Raw genomic sequence first — 19,822 nt, forward strand, 5'->3', positions numbered from 1 at the left:
TGTACTGTATAGGTTTATGGTGTGACAGGTAACTTTATATTTGCTATTTTTATGCAAATGGTTTATATTATTTTAAAAGGGTGAACAGTATGATTGAAAAAGACTCTTTAAAAGTTGTTTATTGCTACGATTTGCAGTTGTTTGCAAAAGATGGTCCTAACGGCGAAAAGACAGAGGAGCCGACTTCTAAAAAGTTATCTGATGCGAGAAAAAAAGGTCAGGTAGGAAAAAGTAAGGAAGTTACAACGGCAGCAATGCTGCTTACATTTTTTGTACTTTTAAAATTTTTTATAGGATATCTCGGAGGCAGATTTTTAAGCTGCTTTGAATATGTTTTTAAGCATATTTCAGAATACGGAAATGATGAATTTACAGTTCCGCTTTCCAGTGCACTTATGGGAGACATGGTAAAATATATACTTATCACGGGTCTTCCGTTTTATGCAGTTATATTTGTGGTCGCATTTATATCACAGATGGCTCAGATAAAGTGGAAAGTTTCATTTGAACCCATGAAGCCGAAGTTTTCAAAATTTAATCCTATCAGTGGTGTTAAGAGGATATTTTCAAAGAATAAACTTTTTGAGACTTTGTTTGATACGGCAAAGCTTGTTATATTGTGTGCCGTGGTTATCAGTTATCTTAAGGATAAGTGGGATCTTGTAATGAAAATGTATTCCTATACGCTCACACAGGGAATAGCACTTATAGGAGACATTATCATAGATATAGGTATGCGTGTCAGTATGTGGTTTATAGTTATAGGTGCCGCTGATTTTGCATATCAGAAATGGAAGTTCCATGATGACATGAAGATGACAAAACAGGAAGTTAAGGATGAATTTAAAAATTCAGAGGGTGATCCTAAAGTTAAAAGTCAGCAGCGTGCACGTATGCAGCAGGCATCAAGAAGGCGTATGATGCAGTCAGTTCCGCAGGCTGATGTTGTTATTACAAACCCGACGCATTTTGCGGTTGCCATAAAATATGATAAAAATGAACATGAAGCACCGATAGTTCTTGCAAAAGGTGCTGATTATCTTGCACATAAGATTAAAGATGTGGCAGCAGAAAATTCAATAGAAATAGTTGAGAATAAGCCGCTCGCGCGTATGTTATATCATAATGTAGATATAGGTGCAGAAATTCCACCTGAATTGTATCAGATGGTTGCAGAAGTTCTCGCTTATGTATATAATTTAAAAGGGAAATCTTAAGGGTAAATATACATACCGTAATGTTATGTTATCATATATATGTTCATACGGTTGTGTATAAATTAAAAGTTATATTAAAATTGTTATTAATATATGGAGGTATGTATGAAAAGACAGGATATATTTCTGGGCTTATATATCTTGGTACCGGTCGTGTTTTTGATTGTACCGATTCCAACATTGTTACTGGATATTTTAATCTTATTTAATATAGGAATTGCACTGGTAATTCTTTTTAATTCACTTTTTTCAAAAGAAGCATTAAATATGTCGATATTTCCGACATTGCTTTTGATGACGACACTGTTTAGAATGTCACTCAATGTCAGTTCTACGAGAAATATCTTATTACACGGATACGCAGGTAATGTCGTAGAGACATTCGGACAATTCGTAGGTGGCGGTAACCTTGTAGTTGGTATGGTTATATTCTTTATTTTGATAATTATTCAGTTTATAGTTATCAATAAAGGTTCTGAGCGTGTATCAGAAGTTACTGCGAGATTTACTCTTGATGCCATGCCGGGTAAACAGATGGCGATAGATGCCGACTTAAATACGGGTGCGATAGACGATGCCGAAGCAAAAAGGCGTCGTGAAAAGATACAGGACGAGTCAACATTCTTTGGAGCAATGGATGGTGCTACAAAGTATGTAAAAGGAGATGCCACGGCAGGTCTTATCATAACGGCGATAAACCTTATTGGCGGAATTGTACTCGGTGTTGTCGTACAGGGAACGGAAATAAGTGATGCATTGTCAAAGTACACTATCCTTACAATAGGTGACGGTCTTGTTTCACAGATTCCGTCATTGCTTATATCTTTGTCAACGGGTATCATAGTTACAAAGGCATCAAAGGAATCTGATCTTGGAAATGTCCTTATAAGACAGCTTTTTTCAATACCTAAAGTATTATACATAGTCGGATTTACAATGGTTTTCCTAGGTATATGCACACCTCTTAACACATTGTTATGTCTTATATATGCAGTCTTATTTATTGCGGCCGGAAGAGCGATACAGGCTAATGTTGAGGAAGCAGAGATCGAGGATGAAGTTGAAACTGAGGAGCAGTCAGCAGAGGAGATAAGGCGGCCGGAAAATGTCGTTTCACTTTTGCAAGTTGATCCTATAGAATTAGAGTTTGGTTATGGCATCATACCGCTTGCCGATGTAAATCAGGGCGGCGACCTTTTGGACAGAGTGGTCATGATAAGACGACAGATAGCACTTGAACTTGGCTGTGTCGTGCCTATGATACGACTTAGGGATAATATACAGCTTAATCCAAATCAATATGTTATAAAGATAAAAGGTGTTCCGGTGAGCGAGGGAGAGATATTATTCGACCACTACATGGCTATGAATCCGGGATATGTAGAGGAGGAGATAACAGGTATTCCGACTTTTGAGCCGTCATTCCATCTGCCGGCAATATGGATAACAGAGTCACAGAGGGAGAGGGCAGAATCACTCGGTTATACGGTTGTTGATCCACCTTCGATAATCGCGACACATCTTACTGAGGTTATAAGAAACAATCTCAATGAACTTCTTACAAGACAGGATGTTCAGAATCTTATAAATAATATTCAGGAGGCAAATACAACACTTATTTCTGAACTTGTACCTAAACTTTTAAGTGTAGGTGAGATTCAGAAAGTGCTCCAGAATCTTCTTGAAGAGGGGATTTCGATAAGAGATCTTGTGACGATATTTGAAACGCTCGCCGACAATGCGGCAACGACAAGAGACACAGATGTTCTTACGGAGTATGTAAGACAGAGTCTTAAGAGAGCTATATCTAATAAATATTTTCCTGCAAACGAGATGACGAGTGTAGTAACACTTGATCCTAAGATAGAGCAGGAGATAATGAGTTCTGTCAAACAGACAGAGCAGGGAGCATATATCAATCTTGCACCTGAAAAGACACAGGATATATTAAACTCGGTTAAAGAGGAAGTTGACAAAATGGAAGAACTTGGAAAAAATCCTATAATTGTGACTTCGCCGATAGTTCGTATGTATTTTAAGAAGATAACATCAGAGCAGTTTAAGGATTTGATAGTTGTATCTTACAATGAAATCGATACTGATGTTGAATTACAATCTATAGGGATGGTGACAGTATAGTGATTATTAAGAAATATATTGCAACGACTGAAAAAGAGGCAGTTTCACTTGCAAAGGCTGAGCTTGGTGAAGATGTCACAATTATGAATATTAAAGAAAACAATCCGAAAGGACTCTTAAGATTGTTTAAAAAGAGCAGCGTCGAAGTTACTGCTGCAATCGATGATGTCAAAACGGAATCAAAAAAACTTGAACGAAAAAAAGAGCATACGGATTTTGCCAAACTTCAACAGGCACTTGATGGAAATGGTTTTACACCGGCTCCGGATTCTAAGACAGCAAGAATGGAAGAAAATAAGGAGAGACTATTTAGAAATAATCAGGTTATAAGGGATAATGTTGTTGATGTTGTCGGCGGCAAAATGGATTCAAGCAATGAGATTGAACAGAAGTTAAATACACTTCAGGATCTTATAGAGAAACAGATGGCTCAGAGTATTAAAGATGAGCAAAAAGCAAATGAACAAAAAGAAGATAAAAATCAGGGGTATCTTGAGCTGATAAAGAAGCAGCTTTTGCAAAATGAAGTTGAGGCTGTCTATATAGATCAGATTATGGATGAGATTAAGGGAAGTCTTGGCAGAAATGTTTCACTCGATAATGTTCTGGCAAGTGTTTATCAGAAGATTGTTTTAAAAATCGGTCAGCCTCACATGATTGATACAGATAATGAGAAAACAAAATTTATATTTTTTATCGGTCCTACCGGAGTAGGCAAAACGACAACTATTGCAAAGATAGCATCAACTATGAAGTTATCAAAAAAATTAAAAGTTGCATTAGTTACATCAGATACATACAGGATAGCAGCAGTTGAGCAGCTTAGAACTTATGCGAATATTTTAAGCATTCCGCTTAAAGTAGTTTATACCGCAGAGGAGATGGAGAGTATAAGGGACGAACTGCTTGCATTTGATATTGTTCTTATCGATACGGCAGGCCGTTCACATAACAATGCCGAGCAAAAGGAAGATTTGATAAAGCTGCTTGCATCTGTACCTGAAGACGAGCAGGAGGTATTTCTTGTTTTAAGCTCTACTACCAAATACAAGGACCTCGTAAGAATATCACAGGTATATTCAGAAATGACAAAATATAATCTTATCTTCACAAAACTTGATGAGACAGATACAGTAGGAAACATATATAATCTGAGAGTGCTCACAGGTGCTCCGCTCTCATATGCGACCTGGGGGCAGAATGTACCTGACGATATAGGGAAATTTAATGCACAGAAAATTGCAAAGCAGCTACTTGGAGGAAATGGTTGATGGATCAGGCACAGCAGCTTAGAAATATAATAAAACAACAGAATATGCAGCAGCATCTTGCAAGAGTTATAACAGTAACAAGCGGAAAAGGTGGTGTCGGTAAATCAAATATGTCTGTCAATATGGCAATACAGCTTGGCAGACTTGGGAAAAAGGTTGTGATACTTGACGCTGATTTTGGACTTGCCAATGTTGAAGTTATGCTTGGAACAAGACCGAGATACAATATGGCAGATATGATATACGGTAGGAAAGGCATAAAGGATATAATCTGCCGTGGTCCTGAAAATATAGGATTTATATCAGGGGGTTCCGGAATTAAAGAGTTGTCAAACTTGTCTAAAGACCAGATTTCAGGTATAGTAAATATGATGTATGAGCTTGATTCTATAGCGGATGTAATTATAATAGATACCGGTGCAGGAATATCAGATGCGGTAATTGACATGGTACTTGCAAGTTCAGAGGTATTACTTGTCACAACTCCGGAACCTACATCTATAACAGATGCATATGCATTGTTAAAAACTATAAATAAAGCTCCGGGTTACAGTAATGATAATATAAAAATAAAGATGATCGGAAACAGAACGCTGAGTATGTCAGATGGAGAAGAACTTTACAATAAACTGAACTCGGTTGTCACTAAATTTTTACATATGAATATGGAGTATCTGGGCTCAGTTCCTTTTGATGTAAATCTGACAAAAGCTGTGATGAAACAACAGCCGGTCTCAGTCGCATATCCGAATACTCCGGCATCTAAATCCATTAAGGCAATGGCAGAAAAACTTGCTAATGTTGAGCCGGAGAATCAGAGAGAGACATTGGGAGGTTTGTCAGGTTTGTTTTCAAAAATGTTTAGAAATAGAAATAAATAGGAATATTGTAGTTTCATATGGTTTTTGAAATATAGATATAAGTGAAGATAGCCATAAATGAATCTTAAGTTCAGAATGGAGGCGGAAAATATTGAAAAATATATTGATTATAGATGACTCTGCACTTATGAGAAGAATAATATCTGATATAATAAATTCAGATGAAGAATTGCATAGTGAGCGAACTGCTACAAATGGTCTTGAAGCTATAAATATGCTTGAGTCAGGGCAGAGATTTGATTGTATCATTTTAGATATAAATATGCCAAAGATGAATGGTATTGAGTTTTTAAAGACCATGAACAGAAAAGGGATAAAACAAAATGTTATTATTGTAAGCACAATCGCAAAGGAGGGTGCAAAGGAGACTATTGAAGCATTGGAACTTGGTGCATTCGACTTTGTCACAAAACCGGACAGCCTTGCTGAAGCAAAGGGTTCTGAATTTTCAAACAGACTTATAAGTATGATTTATGCGGCATGTAATGTTTCAATCACATACATAGTTCAAAAAGCTGCAGAAGAAGTTAAGAACATGGTAGGCGGCAGAAAGCAGACTCCAGTTGTAAAGACAGGTGGAACTAAAAACCGTAAAGCATCGGCATCTGTTCCAGGTGTAAAGTACCGGAAGAAGCTTGTGGCATTGGCGTGCTCTACCGGTGGTCCCAGAGCTCTACAGTATGTTATTCCATTCCTTCCTAAAAATCTTGATGCAGCCGTACTGCTGGTGCAGCATATGCCGGAGGGATTTACGGCATCACTTAGCAAAAGACTGGATGAATTAAGCAGGATTAATGTTAAGGAAGCAGCAGATGGAGACTTTCTTCAAAATGGCACAGTGTATATTGCCAAAGGCGGTTCACAGATGAGACTTAAAAGAGCTGCTGCTGGGACATACACATTGTCAGTAACAGTTGAGGCAGCCAGAAACGGCTTGAAACCATGTGCGGATATAATGTATGAGTCACTTATGGATACGGATTTTGATGAAGTGATCTGTGTTGTTATGACGGGTATGGGAGCCGACGGCACTCAGGGAATAGTACAGTTAAATAAAACCAACAAAATTTATGTTATCGGTCAGGATGAAGAAACCTGTACGGTTTACGGTATGCCTAAGGCAATCGCAGAGTCAGGATTAGTTGATGAGGTGTTGCCATTAAAGCAGATAGCTGATGCGATAACAAGACATGTGGGGGTGCGATAAAATGGATGTAAGCCAGTATCTTGAAATTTTTATTGATGAAACAAAAGAACATTTACAGACTTTAAGTGATCAGTTGATGATACTTGAACAGGAACCTGAAAACACTGATACGATTAATGAAATATTCAGAGCAGCACATTCTTTGAAAGGAATGGCAGGAACCATGGGATATAAGCGTATGCAGCGTCTTACGCATGACATGGAAAATGTTTTTCAGGAAATCAGAAGCGGAAACATGAAAGTCAAGCCTGAACTTGTTGATGTATTGTTCAGAGGACTTGATGCTTTAGATGCATATTTAAATAATATTATAAATACTGCTGATGAAGGAACAGAGGATAATGAAGAAATAATAAATGCTTTAAACTCCATTGCTGAGAATGCTACTGGAAAGAGCACAGCATCAAAACCGGCAGAAACTAAACCGGCAGAGGAGTCAGAAAAGACAGAAGATATCCAGGGTGCTAAGTATGATTCTATTCAAATATCTGATTTTGAGAGAAATACATTTGATAAGGCAAAAAGTCAGAATCAGAATATTTTTGGTATTACGGTATATCTTCAGGAATCATGCATATTAAAGGCCGCAAGGGCATTTCTCGTATTCAAGGCACTTGAAGAATTAGGTGAAGTTATAAAGGCAGTGCCAAATGTGCAGGATATTGAGGATGAAAAATTTGATTTTGATTTCAGTCTTGTCTATTTCACAAAAGAGAGTCTTGAAACTGTTAAGGCTGCCATTGAAAATGTTTCAGAAGTGAAAAACGCAGTAGTAGGACCATTTGAGATAAAACTTGACGAGTCGGCAAAACAGGCAGCACAGGAGGAAAAAGAGAAAAAAGAAGCAGAGGAAAAAGCTGCAAAAGCAGCAAAGAGCAGCGAAAACAATGCTGCAAAAGCTGCTACAAAAGCTGAGGCGGCTCCGGCAAAGAATAAAAAGACAACTGCTACAGCAAAGAAAGCCGCAAAGCCGGCTGTAGGAAGAACAGTCCGCGTAGATATAGAAAAGCTTGATGTACTTATGAATCTCGTTAGCGAGCTTATCATTGCAAAAAATGGACTTGTTTCAATAAGTTCGTCTGAGAGTGATACCAGAAATGACACAGGATTTAATGAACAGATAGAATATCTTGAAAGTGTGACTACAAATCTTCATGAGTCAGTTATGAAAGTCAGGATGGTACCTATTGAGAGTGTGTTTAGCAGATTTCCTAGAATGATTCGAGATTTGACGAAAAAACTCAACAAGAAGATGACACTTCATATGACAGGTGAGGAGACAGAGCTTGACAGAACTGTTATAGATGAAATTGGAGATCCACTTCAGCATCTTCTTCGCAATGCCGCTGATCATGGTCTTGAATCAAATGAAGAGCGTGTGGCATTAGGTAAGGAAGAAGTTGGAAATATATATCTTGATGCATATCAGGATGGAAATAATGTAAACATTGAAGTGCGTGACGATGGCGGCGGAATCAATATCGAAAAGGTTAAAAATAAGGCAATAAGTTCAGGAACAATAACACCTGAGCAGGCTGAAAATATGACTGACAAAGAGGTTATCGACCTTCTGTTCAGACCAAGTTTTTCAACAGCAGAAAAAATTACTGATGTATCAGGTCGTGGTGTAGGTCTTGATGTCGTAAAGACAAAGATCGAGGAACTTGGTGGAAACATAGAATGTAAATCAGTGCTTGGAGAGGGAAGCAGCTTTATTATCAGACTTCCTCTTACTCTCGCAATTATTCAGGCTCTCATGGTAGAACTTGGTACTGAAAAATACGCTATTCCTCTCGGAAATATCCAGACTATAGAAGATGTCCTTATCTCAGATGTAAAATATGTGCAGACTAAGGAAGTTATCAATCTTCGTGGTACGGTTATTCCGCTTATCAGACTTGACCAGATACTTGATGTAGAACCGGTTGAAAATGATTCAGAAAATCTTACGGTTGTAATCGTAAAGAAAGGCGACAAGCTTGCAGGACTTGTTGTAGATAATCTTATCGGACAGCAGGAGATTGTTATTAAGTCAATCGGCAATTACATTAACTGCAGTAAGATGATCGGTGGTGCAACTATCCTTGGAGACGGTGAAATAGCATTGATTCTTGAAGTAAATTCTTTGGTATAGGGAGGGTCTGACAATGGAAGATATGAATGATGTACAGAATATAGAAACTGTAAGTGATGGAAAGCAGTATATAGTAGTTAGGATAGGAACAGAGCAATATGGCATAGATATAAAATATGTTGACAACATTGTAAGAAATCAGCGTATTACAAGAATCCCAAAGGCTCAGCCTTACTTTAAAGGTGTTATTAACCTTCGTGGTGAAATCATACCGGTTATGAGTCTTAGATTAAAATTTGGACTTGAACCAGATGAATACACTAACACAACACGCATAATCATAATAAAGCTTGAACCTCAATCTGCTATTGGAATTATTGTTGATGAGGTAAAGGAAGTTGTGACATTAAGTGAAGATTCAATAGAGAAGCCAACCGTTTCAGATGCATCAGATTCTATGGTGCAGTATCTTAGTGGAATAGGAAAGCATGGAGATGGATTGATTTCTTTGCTTAATATTGCATCAGTAATAATTGAAAAAGAGATTATTTAAAATCGCAGAGGTGAAATTAAGTGCAGGAAAACAATAATAATTCAGAGGGAAAAGAAATTGAATTTGATGTTCTCACTGAAATTGGAAATATTGGAGCGGGCAATGCAACAACAGCATTGTCCCAGCTCATAAACGCTCGTATTGATATGCGTGTCCCAAAAGTGGATTTGCTTGGTTTTTCAGAGCTGGCGGAGATTGTTGGCGGAGCAGAAACACTGGTTGCAGGTATATTATTGTCTTTAGAAGGTGATGTAGACGGAATGATGCTGTTTGTGCTGGAAAGTTCTGCTGCACATCTTCTTGTAGACCAGTTGATGGGGTGTGTTTCAGGTGAAAACAAGGGAGATTTTTCAGAGATGGAACAGTCGGCTCTGATGGAAATCGGCAACATTATTGCAGGAGCATATTTATCATCAATTTCAGAATTAACAAATATGAAAATAACATCTTCGGTTCCTTATCTTGCAGTGGATATGGCAGGGGCAATCCTTAGTGTCCCGGCTATTGAATTTGGAAAACTTGGAGATAAAGCGTTATTAATAGAATCGAAGTTTAAGGATTTGGATGTAGATATCAGTGGTTATTTCATATTAATACCTACATTAGAATCATATGGACGAATTTTGACATCGTTAGGGTTATAGGTGATGGATAATGGCAAAAATGGTTAAGGTTGGAATGGCAGATTTAAATATATGTCATTCACCAGATGCAATAACAACATTGGGATTAGGTTCATGTGTTGGTGTTGCTTTATATGACAAAAACACAAAAACAGCCGGGTTAGTGCATGTTATGCTTCCTGACAGTACGAAAGTCAGACAAAATCAGAATAGGGCAAAGTTTGCAGATACAGGAATTGATTATCTGATAGAATTGTTAGAAAAGGAAGGTGCAAAAAAATCTTCACTTACTGCTAAAATTGCAGGAGGTGCACAGATGTTTGCGTTTAGTTCCAGTAATGATATGCTTAGAGTAGGTGAAAGAAATGTGGAGGCTGTTAAGGATAAATTAAAAAAATTAGGCATTCGCATACTTGCGGAGGATACAGGTTTAAATTATGGTCGTACGGTAGAATTTTATCCGGAAACAGGAGATTTTATAATTAAGTCTGTCGGAAAACCCGTAAAGACTATTTAATGGGGGGATATCTTGTGAAAACAGAGATTATACCAAAAGTTATAACACTGCTTGCGGGTGCTATAGTATCAATAGTCTGTATTATAAACGGTGTGGATGTAACGCGCTCGTTAGAATTTTTACTGGCTACGCTTATTATTTTTTATATAGTAGGTTGTCTTGTGAAAAGACTGATACAGAATGTACTTATCAGCAATAGTGTTTTAAGAAAAAAGATTGACAAACAGGCAGAAGAAGATATTGATGAGGAGAAAAAAGAAGATTCTCCTTCAGAAGATAATAAAGAGTCTGAATCTGATAATGAAGATCAGAATAAATAATAAGGACTCTGGACAGCAGTGGAAGGAAAATATCTATGGATGAAAAAGGCAAGACAGCTTTGTGGGAAGAATACTCACAGACTAAAGATCCTAAGATTAGAGAAAAACTTATATTGCAATATTCCGAACTTGTAAAAATTGTTGCCGGTCGTCTTGTTATGTATCTTGGTTATACAGTTGAATATGATGATTTGGTAGGTTATGGAATATTTGGTTTGATTGATGCTATTGACAAATTTGAACTTACAAAGGGTGTTAAATTTGAGACATATGCGAGTCTTAGGATAAGAGGAGCTATACTTGATCAGATAAGAAAGATGGATTGGATTCCGAGAACTCTCAGACAGAAACAAAAGAAACTTGAGCAGGCTATGCATGAGTTTGAAGTAGAGTTTGGAAGGGCTGCAACCAGCGAAGAATTATCAAAAAAAATGGATATATCAGTAGAAGAGTTAAAGGGGCTTGTAAATCAGACACAGATAGCAAGTCTTGTTTCGCTTGATGAATATCTTGAACAGGGAAGCGATATATCACCAGAAGGAAATAACAAGTCATGTTTTGAAAGTCCGGAACAGGTTATAGACCGTCAGGAACTTAAAAGAACATTGACGGAGGCTATAGAAGCATTAAATGACAATGAACAGAAAGTAATTGCGTTTTATTATTTTGAAGAACTGACACTAAAAGAGATTAGTAAAGTTCTTGGTGTGTCAGAGTCAAGGGTTTCTCAGCTTCATACAAAAGCACTTAAAAAAATGAGAGAAAAAATTGGAAAAGAAAATATGGGTATTTTCAGTATATTGAATATATAAGCACAGGCAAGTTGAGTTTGTGCTTATATGTGTATATAGAAGTTATCGTATATATAAAGCGATTTATCGAGAGGAGTAGGCTGATGAGGAGAAATGCATTTTTTCAGATTATACAAAAAAAAGATGGGATGTATCTTAAATCATATCCGGAAGTTGAAGGCGGAAAAAAGCTTACAATGGAGGATATACTTGATTATATAGACAAAAAAAATCTAAGAGATATAGAAACAGGAAATGTAAAACAATTTGTAGAAAAGGCGAATGCAGACGAAACAGGAAGTGTAGAAGTTAAAGTTTCAGAAGAAAATCATCTTCCTGAGAAAGAATTTGCAATTATTTCTACGGACAAAAATGGATTTTATGCAAAAATCAGGTTATATCCGCCATCCGACAAAGGGGCAAGACTTTCGGTTTCAGAATTGAAAAATCTGATAGAGCAGCGTGGAATCAAATCTGGTTTTATTGACAAAAATATTGAAATGGCATTAAGAGCCAGACTATATTGTACGGATATACTTATTGCCAAGGCTAAGATGCCGGTAGATGGAAAAAGTGCAGAGATAATATATGAATTTGATGCTGACAAAACATCAAAACCGGCGATGAGTGAGGATGGAAGTGTAGATTTTCATAAGCTTGACATGATAGAAAAAGTACAGGAGGGACAGTTACTTGCTACTCTTGTACCGATTGATTATGGTACACCGGGAGAGGATGTTTACGGAAATATCATAAGACCTAAAAAAGTCAGAAATAAGAGACTAAGACATGGGAAAAATATACATTTATCGGAAGATGGTCTTAAGATGTATTCGGATGTTTCAGGTAATGTAACGCTTGTTGAGGACAGAGTTTTTGTATCAGATACATATGTTATAGAGGGTGATGTAGGTCCTTCAACCGGAGATATAGACTATGATGGTGCAGTAGAGGTTAAAGGAAATGTTATTACCGGATATACGGTCAAGGCAGCCGGAGATATTACAGTGGAAGGTGCAGTAGAGGGAGCGACACTTATTTCAGAAGGGAAGATAGTCCTGAAAAGAGGTATGCAGGGCATGGGAAAAGGAGTTATGGAAGCAAAAGGTGATGTTATTTCAAACTTCATTGAAAGTGCAACTGTTAAAGCCGGAGGAGCTGTTTACACAGATGCCATAATGCACAGTAAGATTGATGCAAACAGTGACATTATAGTAAGTGGTAAAAGAGGATTGATAGCAGGTGGAAGTGTTGCAACTACGACAAGGATTGAGACAAAAATTGCAGGCTCTACAATGGGGACACCGACAGAATTAGAGGTTGGTCTGGACACAACTTTAGGTGAAAGATATCGTATTATAGAGAAACATATCGACCAATTGATGGATGAAAAAGAGTCGATAGTAAAAAATCTCGCATTGCTGCAAAAGCGATTAAAGACACAGGGTAAACTTCCGGCAGATAAGATGAAATTTATAAAAGAGGGTACAGAGAGAATCAAAGTCATTGACAAGACTGTTGAGGAGGAGACAGAAGAATATGAAAAAATTGATGAGGAGATGCGAAGAACCTCCGACGGAGGAAAGATAAGAGTAGAAAGTATTGCATATCCCGGAGTTAAGATAGTAATATCAAACATGACATCATTTATACATACAGAGACGCAGCATTGCACTTTTGTCAGAGAAGGTGCAGATATAAGAATAAAACCTTACTAAAAAATAAATTTTATAAAGCTGAAAGGGGTGATTTCAATGTCATTGACGGTAGATTATATAACAATGCCACCAAAATCGCAGGAAATTTCACAGATTCAACAGTCGGAGCATATAAAACAGGATGTTGAGAATCAGCAGACGGCGGCAATGTTTGAGCAGACTGTGCAGAAAGAAACAAAAACTGCAATAGCGAGACGGAATGTTAATAATGACGAATTAAAGAATGATGAAGAGGGTGGAGGAAAAGGAAAATACGGTAAGAATAGCAACGGAAAAAATAAAAAATCTTCCGAAAAAGACAAGGTTAAAAATCTTAACCCGACAGAGGGTGGATTATTTGATATAAAGATATGATAAAGAAATGAGGATAAAAGTAAAATGATCGCAATAGAAATAATAATGCTCATAATTGGTATAGCAGCAGTTATTGCAAGTTTTCGTCTGTCAGATGAAAAGGAAACAGATAATACAAAGAGTAATATAGATGCAGAAGAACTCGAAGAAAAGATAAAGGATGCCGTTAAAGAAACAGAAGACTACATCATAACGAAAGCAGATGAAAAATTCAGTCAGATTTCAAATGACAAGATAATGGGATTTAATGAGTATTCAAAAGAGGTTTTTGATAAAATAGAAAAAAATCATGAAGAAACTGTTTTCTTATACAATATGCTGACGGAAAAGGAAAAAGAGATACAGAAGCTTGTTCACAGCGTAGATACAACAAATGCAGGTCTTCGTGATGAGGCAGCTAAGACATATCAGGAAGTAAAGAAACAGTTGTCGGATGTTGACAGTGCCATTAGGCAGATTGAGGTTGAAAATGTAAGGAATACAGGTGAAGATGAGAAATCAAATGAGGCATTTTCATCAGTGCTTGATGATGATGAAGCAAAGGCAATAGCTGAGATTACCGAGACATCGGACGGAAGAGATTCTGAAGAAGAAAATACTTATTATGACAGAAATAAAAGAAATGATAATTCTTCAAATTCAAATAGTGAGATTATTGCATTGTATAAAAAAGGAATAAGTATATTGGAAATATCAAAGATGCTTTCAATCGGACAGGGAGAGGTAAAACTTGTTGTAGACCTATATAACGCAAGATAATGTTAGATTATTCTGGCTGCACCGTGGGGTGAACAGTAATAAATGGCAGTTATATAGTTATAGTGTATGTGGACGGCTGCGATAGATTGACAAGTAATGAAATGGAGAGATAAAATGGATAAAAAATCATTTATAAGAGGTTTTGGAACAGGAGTTTTGTTTGTTGCTGTTATCCTTGGAATATCATGTCTTATACGGACATCTGATTCGGCAGTTATATCAAGAGCGAGAAAGCTTGGTATGACTTTTAGCACGAGCGGCAATAGAAGTGTATTAGATACAAAAGCACCGGCAACAGGTTCCTCAGTGTCAGGTGGAAATGACAGCAAGTCAAGTAGCGATGATGCAGATAAGCAGGATAACAATATTAAAAATACACCAAAAGCATCATCTAAGGCTTCAAAAAAGAGCAGTGATACAGACAAGTTTAAAAGTGAAAAGAAAAAGTTAGAGCAGGATATGGAAAATGAAAAGAAAAATCTGACAATAAATAGCGGAGACTGGGCAAAGAAAGTCGCAGATAAACTTGAAAAAGAAGGAGTTATAGACGATTCAGATAAGTTTGTAGATTATATGAAAGACAATGATTATGCCGGAAAGATAAGGGCTGGCGAGTATCAGTTTGAAGAGGATGAGGATTTTAGTGAGATAGCCAAGATGATAACTAAACAGGAAAAGTCAGGCAGCAAAAAATAGTGTGAATATAAATATTTTTGTTTTTGCCGCAGTGCTGTAAAAATGGAGGAATCAGGATGAAGTTCAGACCGTGTATAGATATTCATAACGGATGTGTAAAGCAGATAGTTGGAGGTTCACTGACCGACAATGAAAATCAGGCAAAAAATAATTTTGTCTCTGAAAAAAAAGCGGATTTTTATGCCAATATGTATAAGAAAGATGGATTTAAAGGCGGGCATATAATTATATTAAACCCGGCAGGAAGTAAATATTATAATGAAGATATAGAACAGGCAAAACTTGCATTGGCAGCATATCCTGGAGGAATGCAGATAGGCGGTGGAGTAAATACTGATAATGCAGAAAAATATCTGGATATGGGAGCCTCCCATGTTATCGTGACATCTTATGTATTTAGAGATGGTATTATAGACTATGACAGATTGGAAAATCTATCTCATTTAGTGGGAAAAGAAAGACTTGTACTGGATCTTAGCTGCCGTTCTGATGGCAATGATTATTATGTAGTCACTGACAGATGGCAGAAGATGACAAAAGAAAAATTTGATAGCGAACTTCTAGAGAAACTTGGAAGTTATTGTGATGAGTTTCTTGTTCATGCTGTTGATGTCGAAGGAAAATCATCGGGTATTGAAAAAAATGTTGTAGAAACACTTGGAAAACTCGAGGACAAAGCTGTGACATATGCAGGTGGAATACATTCAATGAAAGATATTTCATTTATCAGGGAAAAGGGAAATGGCAGGGTTGATTTTACAATAGGAAGTGCACTTGATCTCTTTGGCGGAAAAATAAAATATGCAAATCTTAAGATGTGCAATGTGTAAGAAATGGTGTAACAATTTTGTAATAAATTTTAAATGCGAAATATCAAAATAAATATAAACAAAATAAAGAGTGTAAAAATTGTCGAAAAATGATAAATTTTGCACTCTTTTTGAATGCAAAAACATACAGAATATACAATTACTATTGGGGGATAATAGGTGTGGATTTAAAATTTTGTGTTAGGGGGGTTGCATTTTCTAAAATCTGTGTTATAATTGTTACATAATTGTTAAGCAAAGGTTTAGAAAATATTGCATTACATTAAAGCAATTATAACATTTAGGAGGTTATATTTTATGAGATTCAAGAAAGTCGCTGTGATGGTCATGGCAGTATCATTATTTATGACATCATTCACAGCCGGTTCTTCATATGCATCAGCTAATGAGACAGCAGATACCCAGATTGAAGGCATGATACTCAAATCTGAAAATGTCAATATAGAAGAAACTACTGTAGTTCAGTCTGTTGCAACATCTTCAAGTATATCAGATAAATCAGATACAAAGGCTTCAAATAAAAAGACAACAAAGGCTAAAAAAACAACTAAGAAAAGGAAAAAGAAAAAATATTCAAAAGCTGATTTAAGACTTATGGCAAGCATAATTAACTGTGAGGCAGGTTCAGAGCCTTATCAGGGAAAAGTTGCAGTTGGTATCGTAGTAATGAACAGAGTAAGTTCAAAGTCATTTCCAAACAGCATAAAGGGTGTTATTTATCAGAAAGGACAGTTTTCGCCGGTAAGAAATGGTTCGCTTAAAAAAAGATTAAAACAGTATGATGCAAAAAGAACAGGTTCAAAGCAGTGGAAAAGCTGTATAAGTGCTGCAAAAAGAGTTTTACAGGGACAGAAAACTATCCTTTACAGAGGAAAGACAAAGAATATGAAAAGTTTTCATTTCTTCAGTGTATATCTTGCAGGTGCCAGAATGAAACTTGGTGGTCATAAATTTAAATAAAATGATGTTAGGGTCAAGCCAGTAGATAGTAATTTGCATATAAACATGAATTGCTATCTACTTTTGACCCTAACATCATAATATATATTAAGAATACAAAAGACATGTCATGATATTGATATGTCTTTTTTGAAAGTATAGAAATATTACAATTAAAATAAAAGGCTGAACTGTTACCATTAAAAAGCGAAAAATAAAAAATACTTTAATATTTGTAAATTTTATGTTAGAATATAGGACAGTATTTTGTTATCGCTGCACGATAATGTGAGAGGTAACAGTATTTTAAATATAAGATATAAGATCGAAGGAGGAGACACAGTTGAGTAGTCCGGTTGATATTAAGGAAAATTCAGAGGAAAAGAAGGAGACAGTATCTCGTAATTTTATTGAAAACATAATAGATAAAGATATTGAGGAGGGACGTTGCAAAAAGGTAGTAACAAGATTTCCACCTGAACCAAATGGTTATCTTCACATTGGACATGCAAAGTCTATTATTTTAAATTCAGGCCTTGCAAAAGAATATGGCGGACAGTTTAATCTGCGTTTTGATGATACAAACCCTACAAAAGAAAAATCAGAATTTGTTGATTCAATTCTCGAAGATGTTAAATGGATCTGCGGAGATCTTGATATGGAGCATGTTTTTTATGCATCAGATTATTTTGATATGATGTATGAATGTGCCGTAAAACTTATCAAGAAAGGAAAGGCGTATGTATGTGATCTCTCAGCAGATGAGATAAGAGAGTATCGTGGAACATTAAAGGAGCCGGGAAAGAACAGCCCATATAGAGACAGAACGGTTGAAGAAAACCTTGATCTTTTTGAGAGAATGAAAAACGGTGAATTTGAGGATGGAAGCAAGGTACTTCGTGCGAAGATAGATATGAGTTCGCCTAATATAAACATGAGAGATCCCGTAATCTACCGTGTTGCAAGAATGAGTCATCACAGAACAGGTGACAAGTGGTGCATTTATCCTATGTACGATTTCGCACATCCTATTGAAGATACGGTTGAGGGAGTTACACATTCTATATGTACACTTGAGTTTGAAGATCACAGACCTTTGTATGACTGGGTAGTAAATGAGATCGACATGGAAAACAAGCCAAGACAGATTGAGTTTGCAAAATTATACCTTACAAATGTTGTGACAGGTAAGCGTTATATAAAGAAGCTGGTTGAAGATGGAATAGTTGACGGATGGGATGATCCAAGACTTGTATCTATAGCAGCACTTAAGAGGCGTGGATTTACACCGGAGTCAATAAGAATGTTTATTGAACTTTCGGGAATATCAAAGGCACAGAGTTCATCTGATTATGCGATGCTTGAGTATTGTATAAGAGAGGACTTAAAGATGAAAAGACCTCGTATGATGGCAGTGCTCGATCCTGTAAAACTTGTTATTACAAATTATCCTGAAAATGAAATAGAGTATCTCGATGTGTCAAACAATCAGGAAAATCCTGAGATGGGCAGCAGAAAGGTTCCATTTGGCAGAGTTTTATATATTGATAGAGAAGACTTTAAGATTGAACCTCCTAGAAAGTATTTCAGGCTGTATCCAGGCAATGAAGTCCGTCTTATGAATGCATATTTCGTGACTTGTACGGATTATGTGACTGATGAAGACGGAAATGTCACGGAAGTACATTGTACTTATGACCCGGAGACAAAGAGTGGTTCAGGGTTTAATGCAAGAAAAGTTAAGGGTACGATTCACTGGGTTTGTGCTGAAACAGCGGAAAAATGTGAGATAAGGCTGTATGAGAATATTGTAGATGAAGAAAAAGGGGTGTATAATGAAGATGGTTCGATTAATGTTAATCCAAATTCATTGACAGTTCTTGATGATTGTTATGTAGAGCCTGCTCTTGCAGAAGCAGAAGCACTTGACAGTTTCCAGTTTGTAAGACATGGTTATTTCTGTGTTGATTCAAAAGATTCAACAAAAGAGCATATGGTATTTAATCGTATTGTTTCATTAAAAAGTTCATACAAACCAAAGTAAGGGGGATTTATCATGGGATTATTTTCCGGATTAGAGAAAATTGGACTTGGAAAGCTTGACAAGCTTGAAATATTTGAAGAAGATTCCAAGAAAAATGCTGCAAAGCCAGGGCAGCCGGGTACAGCGGCTACACAAAAACATAAGGTGACAGAAGAAGATCTGCTGTTTGATAAATCATATACATGTCCGGTATGTGACAATGAATTTCATTCAAAAATGATAAGAACCGGAAAAGTTAAGCTTTTATCTGCGGATACTGATCTCAGACCTAAATATCAGCTTGTAGATTCGCTTAAATATGATGCACTTGTGTGTCCTGAGTGCGGATATGCATCATTAAGCCGTTTCTTTAAATTTATGATGCCGGCACAGGCGAAACTTATTCGCGAAAATATAAGTAAAAATTTTAGCGGACTTCCGAAAACGGGAAGTACATACACATATGATGATGCGATACTTCGTCATCAGCTTGCTCTTGCAAATGCGATAGTGAAAAAGGCAAAGAACAGCGAGAAAGCTTATACCTGTCTTAAAATGGCATGGCTCTACAGAGGAAAAGCAGAGACTCTTCCAAAAGAGACAAAGGACTATGATAAGACTATAAAAGAGCTTAAAAAAGAGGAAACAGAACTTCTTTCTAAGGCTTATGATGGATTTATGACAGCATTTTCAAGAGAGTCATTCCCTATGTGCGGTATGGATGAAATGACGGTTACTTTCCTTGTTGCCGAGCTTGCAAGAAGAACGGGCAAATATGAAGAATCAGGAAGATGGATATCAAAAGTGCTCACTTCACGCAATGCAAATGAGAGAATTAAAAATAAGGCAAGAGATATTAAGGAGCTTCTTAACGAAGACAAGAAGAAAGCCGGTATCAGCTAAATGATAA

At 36.6% G+C, this 19,822-nt stretch carries 19 protein-coding genes; all 19 read left to right on the forward strand.

The annotated features are described in order from the left end of the window. Positions 1–89: 89 nt before the first annotated feature. The 19 genes from flhB (at position 90) to DW721_RS10570 (ending at position 19,815) form a co-directional block, all read left to right on the forward strand. The gene (flhB, locus tag DW721_RS10480; protein ID WP_118745712.1) at positions 90–1,217 is read left to right on the forward strand and encodes a flagellar biosynthesis protein FlhB; all 1,128 of its coding nucleotides are present in this window, start codon (positions 90–92) and stop codon (positions 1,215–1,217) included. Between the two features lie 105 nt (positions 1,218–1,322). Then, positions 1,323–3,356: a flagellar biosynthesis protein FlhA gene (gene flhA / locus DW721_RS10485; RefSeq protein WP_118745713.1), complete on the forward strand. Its 2,034-nt coding sequence runs from the start codon at positions 1,323–1,325 to the stop codon at positions 3,354–3,356. Further along, positions 3,356–4,627, forward strand: coding sequence for a flagellar biosynthesis protein FlhF (flhF, locus tag DW721_RS10490; protein WP_118745714.1), 1,272 nt, complete (start codon positions 3,356–3,358; stop codon positions 4,625–4,627). The genes flhA and flhF overlap by 1 nt, the downstream gene beginning before the upstream one ends. Then, the gene (locus DW721_RS10495) at positions 4,627–5,508 is read left to right on the forward strand and encodes a MinD/ParA family protein (protein ID WP_118745715.1); all 882 of its coding nucleotides are present in this window, start codon (positions 4,627–4,629) and stop codon (positions 5,506–5,508) included. Before flhF ends, DW721_RS10495 begins: the two co-directional genes overlap by 1 nt. 91 nt (positions 5,509–5,599) lie before the next feature. Next, a complete protein-coding gene (gene cheB / locus DW721_RS10500; protein WP_347560377.1) occupies positions 5,600–6,715 on the forward strand; it encodes a chemotaxis-specific protein-glutamate methyltransferase CheB in 1,116 nt (371 codons plus the stop codon). Between the two features lies 1 nt (position 6,716). Further along, on the forward strand, positions 6,717–8,849 hold the full coding sequence (locus DW721_RS10505; RefSeq protein WP_118745717.1) for a chemotaxis protein CheA: 2,133 nt from the start codon (positions 6,717–6,719) through the stop codon (positions 8,847–8,849). 13 nt (positions 8,850–8,862) lie between these two features. After that, positions 8,863–9,342, forward strand: a complete 480-nt coding sequence (locus tag DW721_RS10510; protein ID WP_118745718.1) for a chemotaxis protein CheW — start codon at positions 8,863–8,865, stop codon at positions 9,340–9,342. A gap of 20 nt (positions 9,343–9,362) precedes the next feature. After that, positions 9,363–9,986 carry a chemotaxis protein CheC gene (locus DW721_RS10515; protein ID WP_022014303.1) on the forward strand — a complete coding sequence of 208 codons (624 nt, stop codon included), beginning with the start codon at positions 9,363–9,365 and terminating at the stop codon, positions 9,984–9,986. 10 nt (positions 9,987–9,996) lie between these two features. Beyond that, positions 9,997–10,482, forward strand: coding sequence for a chemotaxis protein CheD (locus DW721_RS10520; protein ID WP_118745719.1), 486 nt, complete (start codon positions 9,997–9,999; stop codon positions 10,480–10,482). Between the two features lie 14 nt (positions 10,483–10,496). Further along, entirely contained in the window at positions 10,497–10,802 is a 306-nt protein-coding gene (locus DW721_RS10525; protein WP_118745720.1) for a hypothetical protein, read from the forward strand. A 35-nt stretch (positions 10,803–10,837) separates the two neighbouring features. Then, on the forward strand, positions 10,838–11,614 hold the full coding sequence (locus tag DW721_RS10530) for a FliA/WhiG family RNA polymerase sigma factor (protein ID WP_022014306.1): 777 nt from the start codon (positions 10,838–10,840) through the stop codon (positions 11,612–11,614). A gap of 83 nt (positions 11,615–11,697) precedes the next feature. Further along, positions 11,698–13,311: a FapA family protein gene (locus DW721_RS10535; RefSeq protein WP_118745721.1), complete on the forward strand. Its 1,614-nt coding sequence runs from the start codon at positions 11,698–11,700 to the stop codon at positions 13,309–13,311. A 36-nt stretch (positions 13,312–13,347) separates the two neighbouring features. Then, a complete protein-coding gene (locus DW721_RS10540; RefSeq protein ID WP_022014308.1) occupies positions 13,348–13,665 on the forward strand; it encodes a hypothetical protein in 318 nt (105 codons plus the stop codon). Between the two features lie 24 nt (positions 13,666–13,689). Next, on the forward strand, positions 13,690–14,424 hold the full coding sequence (locus DW721_RS10545; protein WP_022014309.1) for a DUF6115 domain-containing protein: 735 nt from the start codon (positions 13,690–13,692) through the stop codon (positions 14,422–14,424). A 114-nt stretch (positions 14,425–14,538) separates the two neighbouring features. Further along, positions 14,539–15,120 (forward strand): endolytic transglycosylase MltG, encoded by a 582-nt coding sequence (locus DW721_RS10550; protein WP_182436296.1) that lies wholly within the window; start codon positions 14,539–14,541, stop codon positions 15,118–15,120. Between the two features lie 56 nt (positions 15,121–15,176). Next, positions 15,177–15,950, forward strand: a complete 774-nt coding sequence (gene hisA, locus DW721_RS10555; RefSeq protein ID WP_118745723.1) for a phosphoribosylformimino-5-aminoimidazole carboxamide ribotide isomerase — start codon at positions 15,177–15,179, stop codon at positions 15,948–15,950. Between the two features lie 297 nt (positions 15,951–16,247). After that, positions 16,248–16,910: a cell wall hydrolase gene (locus DW721_RS10560; RefSeq protein ID WP_118498605.1), complete on the forward strand. Its 663-nt coding sequence runs from the start codon at positions 16,248–16,250 to the stop codon at positions 16,908–16,910. Positions 16,911–17,232: 322 nt separating this feature from the next. Beyond that, on the forward strand, positions 17,233–18,933 hold the full coding sequence (locus DW721_RS10565; protein ID WP_243020461.1) for a glutamine--tRNA ligase/YqeY domain fusion protein: 1,701 nt from the start codon (positions 17,233–17,235) through the stop codon (positions 18,931–18,933). 12 nt (positions 18,934–18,945) lie between these two features. Next, positions 18,946–19,815 (forward strand): DUF2225 domain-containing protein, encoded by an 870-nt coding sequence (locus DW721_RS10570; RefSeq protein ID WP_022014314.1) that lies wholly within the window; start codon positions 18,946–18,948, stop codon positions 19,813–19,815. Positions 19,816–19,822: the final 7 nt, after the last annotated feature.

This window comes from Clostridium sp. AM27-31LB (genome assembly GCF_003480745.1).
GTDB classification, from domain to species: Bacteria; Bacillota; Clostridia; order Lachnospirales; family Lachnospiraceae; genus Butyribacter; species Butyribacter intestini.